This is a genomic window from Candidatus Neomarinimicrobiota bacterium, assembly GCA_036476315.1.
Taxonomy (GTDB): domain Bacteria; phylum Fidelibacterota; class Marinisomatia; order Marinisomatales; family S15-B10; genus JAZGBI01.
Map to the genome: position 1 here is coordinate 1 of JAZGBI010000025.1, position 6,609 is coordinate 6,609.

Annotated in this window: 7 protein-coding genes; all 7 read right to left on the reverse strand. The window is 50.7% G+C overall.

All coding sequences use genetic code 11. From position 1 onward, the window contains the following. The coding region (locus V3U24_02985; protein ID MEE9166412.1) for a glycoside hydrolase family 3 protein at positions 1-1,426 on the reverse strand (1,426 nt) is incomplete at its 3' end. Between the two features lie 19 nt (positions 1,427-1,445). After that, positions 1,446-2,561, reverse strand: a complete 1,116-nt coding sequence (gene alr, locus V3U24_02990) for an alanine racemase (protein ID MEE9166413.1) — start codon at positions 2,559-2,561, stop codon at positions 1,446-1,448. Continuing rightward, positions 2,554-3,519 (reverse strand): BadF/BadG/BcrA/BcrD ATPase family protein, encoded by a 966-nt coding sequence (locus tag V3U24_02995; GenBank protein MEE9166414.1) that lies wholly within the window; start codon positions 3,517-3,519, stop codon positions 2,554-2,556. The genes alr and V3U24_02995 overlap by 8 nt, the downstream gene beginning before the upstream one ends. Continuing rightward, on the reverse strand, positions 3,509-3,970 hold the full coding sequence (locus V3U24_03000) for a hypothetical protein (protein ID MEE9166415.1): 462 nt from the start codon (positions 3,968-3,970) through the stop codon (positions 3,509-3,511). Before V3U24_03000 ends, V3U24_02995 begins: the two co-directional genes overlap by 11 nt. Continuing rightward, positions 3,967-4,722 (reverse strand): hypothetical protein, encoded by a 756-nt coding sequence (locus V3U24_03005; GenBank protein MEE9166416.1) that lies wholly within the window; start codon positions 4,720-4,722, stop codon positions 3,967-3,969. Before V3U24_03005 ends, V3U24_03000 begins: the two co-directional genes overlap by 4 nt. Further along, entirely contained in the window at positions 4,719-5,642 is a 924-nt protein-coding gene (locus V3U24_03010; GenBank protein ID MEE9166417.1) for an ABC transporter ATP-binding protein, read from the reverse strand. The genes V3U24_03005 and V3U24_03010 overlap by 4 nt, the downstream gene beginning before the upstream one ends. 353 nt (positions 5,643-5,995) lie before the next feature. Beyond that, the coding region (locus tag V3U24_03015) for a DNA polymerase (protein MEE9166418.1) at positions 5,996-6,609 on the reverse strand (614 nt) is incomplete at its 5' end.

The following is a 6,609-nucleotide window of genomic DNA, read 5'->3' on the forward strand; positions in this document are numbered from 1 at the left end:
CGCTTTCCTTCGCCCAATTGAGGAGGCTCTGGACCTCGGCTCCATCCAACGGGTAGTAGATGAATCTTGTTTCCACGTTCTCAAAAATCCGGGAGATGGATGAACGAAACGGCCGGGAAATTGGGAGCATCCCTTCGTCGGTTGCGATGAGGATGTGGATGGGATTCTTGACAGATTCCGCCTGAATGGGGATTAGATTCGCTTTGTCCGAAACCAACGTTATCGATTTTCTCGAGACTTCACCTGCCGCTGACAGAAACTTATCCTGGCCGAGGATGGACTGAGCACTCTTAAGAGAGACTTCTCTTTGGTCCCACAGTCCCAACTCTCTTTTCGCCTCCAGTATCCGCTTCACTGACGCGTCGATTCTGTCCTCAGAAATTCTTCCACTCCTGACGGCCTCTGTGACAGCTGAAATGGCCCTGTCAATGTCCATGGGAAGAAGAACCATATCGGTCCCAGTCTCAATGGTTTTGATGGCAGCTTCTCCGGCCCAGTAGGATTCCGTAATTCCACCCATCTCCATGGCATCCGTCACTATGATGCCCTCAAAGCCCAATTTGTTCCGCAGTAAGTCACCGTTCAACTTGTTCGACAAGGTGGCCGGTTTCCCGCTCTCGTCCAGAGAAGGAACGGCGATGTGTCCCACCATGATCATCTTGACACCGGCGTCAATGGCGGCTTTGAACGGGACAAGATCGACACTTTCGAACGTATTGTTATCCTTTTCAATCACCGGGAGGGTCGTGTGGGAATCCGTACCCGTGTCGCCGTGGCCGGGGAAATGCTTTGCGGTGGCGATCAGACCGGATTCTTGAGCGCCCTTAATGAATTCGACCCCGAACCTGGAAACGATCTCAGGGGAATCGCCGAATGCTCGGAAATTGATGATAGGATTGTCCGGATTACTGTTCACATCCATCACGGGGGCGAAGGTGATGTGAACCCCGACCGCCCTGGCTTCCTTAGCCGTTATCATGCCCTGATTGTACGCCAGTTCCGGTGAATCCGTAGCCGCCAGCCCCATATTTGTGGGAAAAAGTGTGGCCCCGTCCAACTGTTGACCGACACCTCTCTCATAGTCCGCAGCGACAAGGAGAGGTATGCGGGAAAGCCTCTGAAGCTCATTCAGATTCTCGATGGTGCCGTGGGTACTCCCAAAGAAGGGAATGATTCCACCTATTCCGTGCTCTTTGACCAACCGCTTGACCTGCTGATAAACGTATGAAGATTCGGTGTAGAACCCCCCCGTATAACGCGTCATAAACATCTGAGCTACTTTCTCTTCCAGCGACAGATCGGAAATGCCCAGAACTTTCGGTTTTTCCTCCTTGATTGATGGTGCAACGGCGCAGCCGTTCAAGAGAAAAAGTATTAGGATGGCAAGCCCTACCCCACTTCTCACGATTGGCCTGATCCTTTTCATTTTGACCTCCGTCAAATTACTATCCGTTTCCGCCAACGTACGTCCTCTCTGTTCTGCCGCCAACGGCGGTCATGAGAGCGTAGGTGGTTGTGTCAATGTCCTTTGCGATATCTTCCACACGAATGCGATTCAGGCCATCGTCACCGAAGAAAAGGACCTCCTCACCCACCTGAGGTTCATCATCCTCGAAATTAACCATGAATTGATCCATGCATATCCTGCCCGCAATCTTGTAGTCCTTTCCCTTGTATCCAACATATCCTCGCCGGTACCAGTTCCTGGGAAACCCGTCTGCAAAACCTGTCTGAATGACACCGATAAACGCGTCACTTTCGGGAGTATATTCGCTGCCATAACTGATGGGGGCTCCCGCTTTGACCCACCTGACCACCACGATCGGGCCCTTGAAGTTCATCACAGGCTCCACTTCCACGCACTCCGTTGTTTCATCTGAAGGATAAGCACCGTACATGAGCATTCCCACTCTCACCATATCGTGAAACGATTCAGGGATATTCAATACACCGCCACTGTTCCCAATGTGATAATACTTCACCGGGATATTCATGTCCCGGCTCACCTCCACAATCTTGGAGAATCTCTCGAGCTGAAGATACGCATACGTACGGTCGCCTTCATCTGCAGTGGCAAAATGGGAGTAAATGCCTTCGAGCTGGATCTCCGGATGTTTCTTCAATTCCCGCAGAACCTCGAGAGCTTCATCATACGAAACACCCAGCCTTGTCATTCCCGTATCAATCTTCAGATGAATCTTCGGTCCCTTCCCAGTCCTTCGGACAAATGCGGACACCATAGGTATTTCATCCGGCCATGAAATATTCAACGTTATGTTTCGTTCCACGGCCGACTGAAGATAATCCTCCGTCGTTCGAGAGAAAAGGAGTATATCACTCCTAATACCGTTTTCCCTGAGGTCAGTCGCCTCACCCAAGGTGAACACGGACAGAAAACTCACGCCTTCGCTCTCAAGAGCTTTTGAGACCGGAACCGCTCCATGTCCGTAAGCATTGGCCTTCACTACCGGCATGACCTTGACATTACCAACGTGTTGGCAAATCTTCCGGTAGTTTCGAATCAGACGATCAAGGTTGATTTCAGCAACCGGTCTATACATGTTGAATAGTTATTCTTGGATAGTCCTCGGGCGAGATGTGAAGATCGGAGAGCAAAAGTCCACCGTAGACAGGAGGAAAATCGGACTTCACCCACCGCAGGGAGTCAAGTTCAACCGGAAGCTGATTCTTGAGTACGTCACGATAGAATGCGGACTCCACGATAATGGACCCGCTGATGCCAATTTCCGTCTCACTTCCCGTCAATTCCAGCTTTTCCCACAGATCTTCAATCAGCGATGCGAGTGCTTCAGCACCTTGCGATACGATTTGAGAAGCAACTAAATTCCTCTTCTCAGCGAAAGAGAGCACGATGGGACCCAGCTCTGCCACTCTGGCGACGCTTTCTAACACCCCGGAGAAAAAAGCGACGGCATCCTCAAAAGTTTTCCTGCCGGCGATTTCTACAACCTGGTCCCTGAGTTCCAGGATATCATCGACTGTTGACCGCTCTGAGGCAATGAGCTCCGCCAACAACATTTTCCCCAGCCAGTATCCACTTCCTTCGTCACCCGCCTGAAATCCGAACCCTCCGGATCTCCGGATATTTCCCCTGCTATCGGTGCCCAGGGCAATGGAGCCTGTCCCAACGATTAAGGTCATCCCCCTGGCATTACCCCAAATATTTCTGTGGGCCAACTCCGCGTCACTCGTAAGTTTCAGAGTGGCGCGGGGAAGGGTTTCTGAAAGTCGATCCTCAATTTGAGTCCGGTACCTGGGATTGCTGATTCCGGCCATTCCAACAACGCATCCACTCACTACCCCAGCTTGAATGGAAGCTGCCTTTGCAGCCTCGAAGATGAGGTCTGCCAGAGCTTCAATACCGCTCTCCCCGTAGACGTTCGGGTTGGTTCCCTCCCCCGTGATCCGGAAACCCTCAAATTCCTCCGCATGGAAAAGCAGGGCGTCCGTCTTTGTCCCACCGCCATCAATGGAAAGAAACCAGTGATCAGCCGCCATACTTTTCCTCGAGGCAGCCTTTTAACTGATCGAAATTCTCAAAATCCTTTGTACAGCATCCAAGAATCCACGAACTGACTTCTCCCCTCGGCATTTCACGTACCATGTAGACCCTCTTGCCCAGGTGATAGGCAACGGTAAGTTCACCCTGTGTACCGGCCCCCCGAATCACCTCCTCATTCCAGTAGCATATGACATAATCAACTTCATCGACAATGGCCTTCAGATCCCGGTCAATGATTTTCCTCACCGTGGTCATGAACCGCCCATAGTCGTCCACCTTCCATTTCCGGAAATTGGCCCTTTCTTCCTCGGTCAGTTCAGAACCATGGAGAGCGGGATTGAACACGTCATGCCCGAGGTGTTTTTTCAGCCAGTCCGTCATTTCATTACGCCATGCTTCGCCGTGGTCATGGGCATATTCGATCGCGCCGGAAAGGTAGGCCCTCATACGGTGTTGACTTTTCTAAAAAGGATTGAATTGAGAATAATCCACACAAGTGAAACTCCCAGAGGTACCAGCCAGGTCAGAAAGGTGACCTGATTGTGAAACAGAAGTTTGCGACCACCTTCCAGAAGTTGAGCCGTGGGTAGGAAGGAGAAGAACGATGATAGCGACGGGGGAAATGAACCGATGGGCACAATCCATCCGGACGCAAAAACGACAAAGAAAGATATGAGAAACGCAACAAATAGATTGAGTACCGAGCTTGACGTGAGGATGGTGACCGTGAAGGCGAGATTTATGACCAGAGCCCCCAGGATCAGAACAAAAAACATAAGACCGAAGAATGGGAAAATCCTGAGAATCGACCCTCCCAGAAGCTGGACGATGACTCCCGCTGCAAGACTTTTCACAATCACTTCGGGAAGAAGGGACACGGTGAAGGCCGTGACAATCGTTAGACTTGAGTTTGGAGACGCAGCGACCGATTCCAGGAACGGATGAATCTTCCGGTTCTCGAAGATTTCCACAAAGACGGGAAAGTAAGCAGCAATCAGTGCAATGACGAAGACGAGCCCGGGAACAACCCAGTCTCGGAAAGGAATCCCATCCTGGGAGACGCCAACCAGGCTGTTCAACCCGGCAGCGATGGAGACGTAAATCCCAACCGGCAGAAGAAGTGTCAATGTGAGCTCACTAAGCCAGAGGTGTCTTAGAATCCATAGTCGTCTCCGAAAATAGATGGGAATCAAGTTCATACCACTGAACCCTCGGTTGAGGTAAGCAACAAGGTTTCCAGCCCCACCCGGTCGGAACGATAATCCAAAAACGCCGATTCGATGGATTGCTTGATGACCTGAAGCAATACCTTTCGATCGCGGCCGTGAAAATCAAAAATCTCGCCAATCCTCGAAGGGTTGACCACCGTGCTGACCTTCACCAATTGGGCATACAGCTCATCAGGAAGGTGATCAAAATGCAACTGAAAATGGTACAGTTCCCCGCTATCGTGGAGCAACCGGTCGAGTGTGCCGTCCAGCACGATCTTTCCTTTATCAATGATGGCTATCCTGTCGTGCATTCTCTCCGCCTCCTCAAGAGATTGAGTGGTGTAGACGACCGTTTTCTTGTGCCGGGTACTCTGAAGATACTCCCATACCAGGTATCTGGACCGGATGTCCAGAGACGTTCCAGGTTCATCCAACAGCAGAATCTCTGGATCGTGCAGGAGCGTTCGAACAACCATAGCCCTTTTGAGGAAACCGTGGGATAAACTCCTCGGAAAGTCGTCCAGGTAATCCTGGATAGAAAAGGCATGTGCCAGTTTGCCTATTCGATTGGTCAAAGCGTTCCCCGTCAAACCATAAAGGGCCGCATGAAATTGAAAATTCTCGCGCAAGGTCAGTTGATTGTCCAGATTGGATGCCTGTGGCATATAGCCGATCATTCTTTTCGTCTCGTCACGTCTCAGTTGAGTGTCGAGACCGTTGATGAAGACATTCCCGAATTCGGGTCTCGCAATTCCTGCCAGCACCTTAAGGAGGGTGCTCTTCCCCGCATCATTGGGACCCACAAGGGCCACCAGTGAACCCCGTTCAACCCCGAAGGAAAGACCCACAAGGACGGACCGCCCATCGATGACCTTACCTACTCTTTTAAGTGAAATGGAAGCTTCCATAATTCAAGTCCCAAGAACCAAGAGCCAAGTTCCAAGATAAAGAAACCAAGAATTCTTTATCCCCTTATTCTTATCTTGCCTCCTGCTGACTGCTATTGCCACTGCTACTGACTGCCTCCTGCTAACTGGTGACTGGTTACTCGTTACTTGGTCCTTTATACTTGGTCCTTGTCACTTGGTCCCCCGACCTGCGTCGGGATTTCGCCCCGAGAGAGCGTCCCCGAAATAATCGGGACCGCCGCCTCTGGCGGGACAGGCAGGCGGGATTTCGCTTTGCTCAACTTTGCTCAACTTTGCTCAACTTTTATCTTTTATCCTTTTACTTTTATCTTGGCTCTTGGTTCTTGGTTCTTTCAATGTGCTTCATACCACGATTCTCCAACGCCCCAATCCACTACGATCGGTACGTCAAGGGATACGGCGTTTTCCATTTCATGAGTCACAAGGTCGGGAATTTCGTTCATCTCCTCATCCGGGACTTCGAACAGTAACTCATCGTGGATCTGCAGAATCATTTTTGTTTTCAGTTTTTCATTTCGGAGGCGATCGTGTATGTTAATCATCGCCAGCTTGATCATCTCTGCTGCCGTACCCTGAATGGGCATGTTTACGGCTGCCCGCTCCACGGCCAGTCTCACCCTCTGGTTCGAATGGTCAATATCGAAACAATACCGCTTCCGCCCGAGCATCGTCTGAACGAATTTCTTCTCCCTCGCTTTTTCCAGGGTCTTTTCCACAAAATCTTTAACTCCCGAATACCTTTCGAAATAGGCATCAATGATCTTTTGACCTTCCCTCAGGGGGATGCCAAGCTCCTGAGACATTCGGAATGCTCCCGCACCATACATAACACCGAAGTTTACAACCTTGGCTATCCGCCGCATCTCCGGCAACACATCGTCCATGGGCACACCGTAAATGTTGCTCGCCGTACGAATATGGATATCCTCTCCCTTTTCAAAAGCCT

Coding starts and splice junctions, on each gene's coding strand:
- alr (MEE9166413.1), bottom strand. CDS start 2,561: ATGTATAGACCGGTTGCTGAAATCAACCTTGATCGTCTGATTCGAAAC.
- V3U24_02995 (MEE9166414.1), bottom strand. CDS start 3,519: ATGGCGGCTGATCACTGGTTTCTTTCCATTGATGGCGGTGGGACAAAG.
- V3U24_03000 (MEE9166415.1), bottom strand. CDS start 3,970: ATGAGGGCCTACCTTTCCGGCGCGATCGAATATGCCCATGACCACGGC.
- V3U24_03005 (MEE9166416.1), bottom strand. CDS start 4,722: ATGAACTTGATTCCCATCTATTTTCGGAGACGACTATGGATTCTAAGA.
- V3U24_03010 (MEE9166417.1), bottom strand. CDS start 5,642: ATGGAAGCTTCCATTTCACTTAAAAGAGTAGGTAAGGTCATCGATGGG.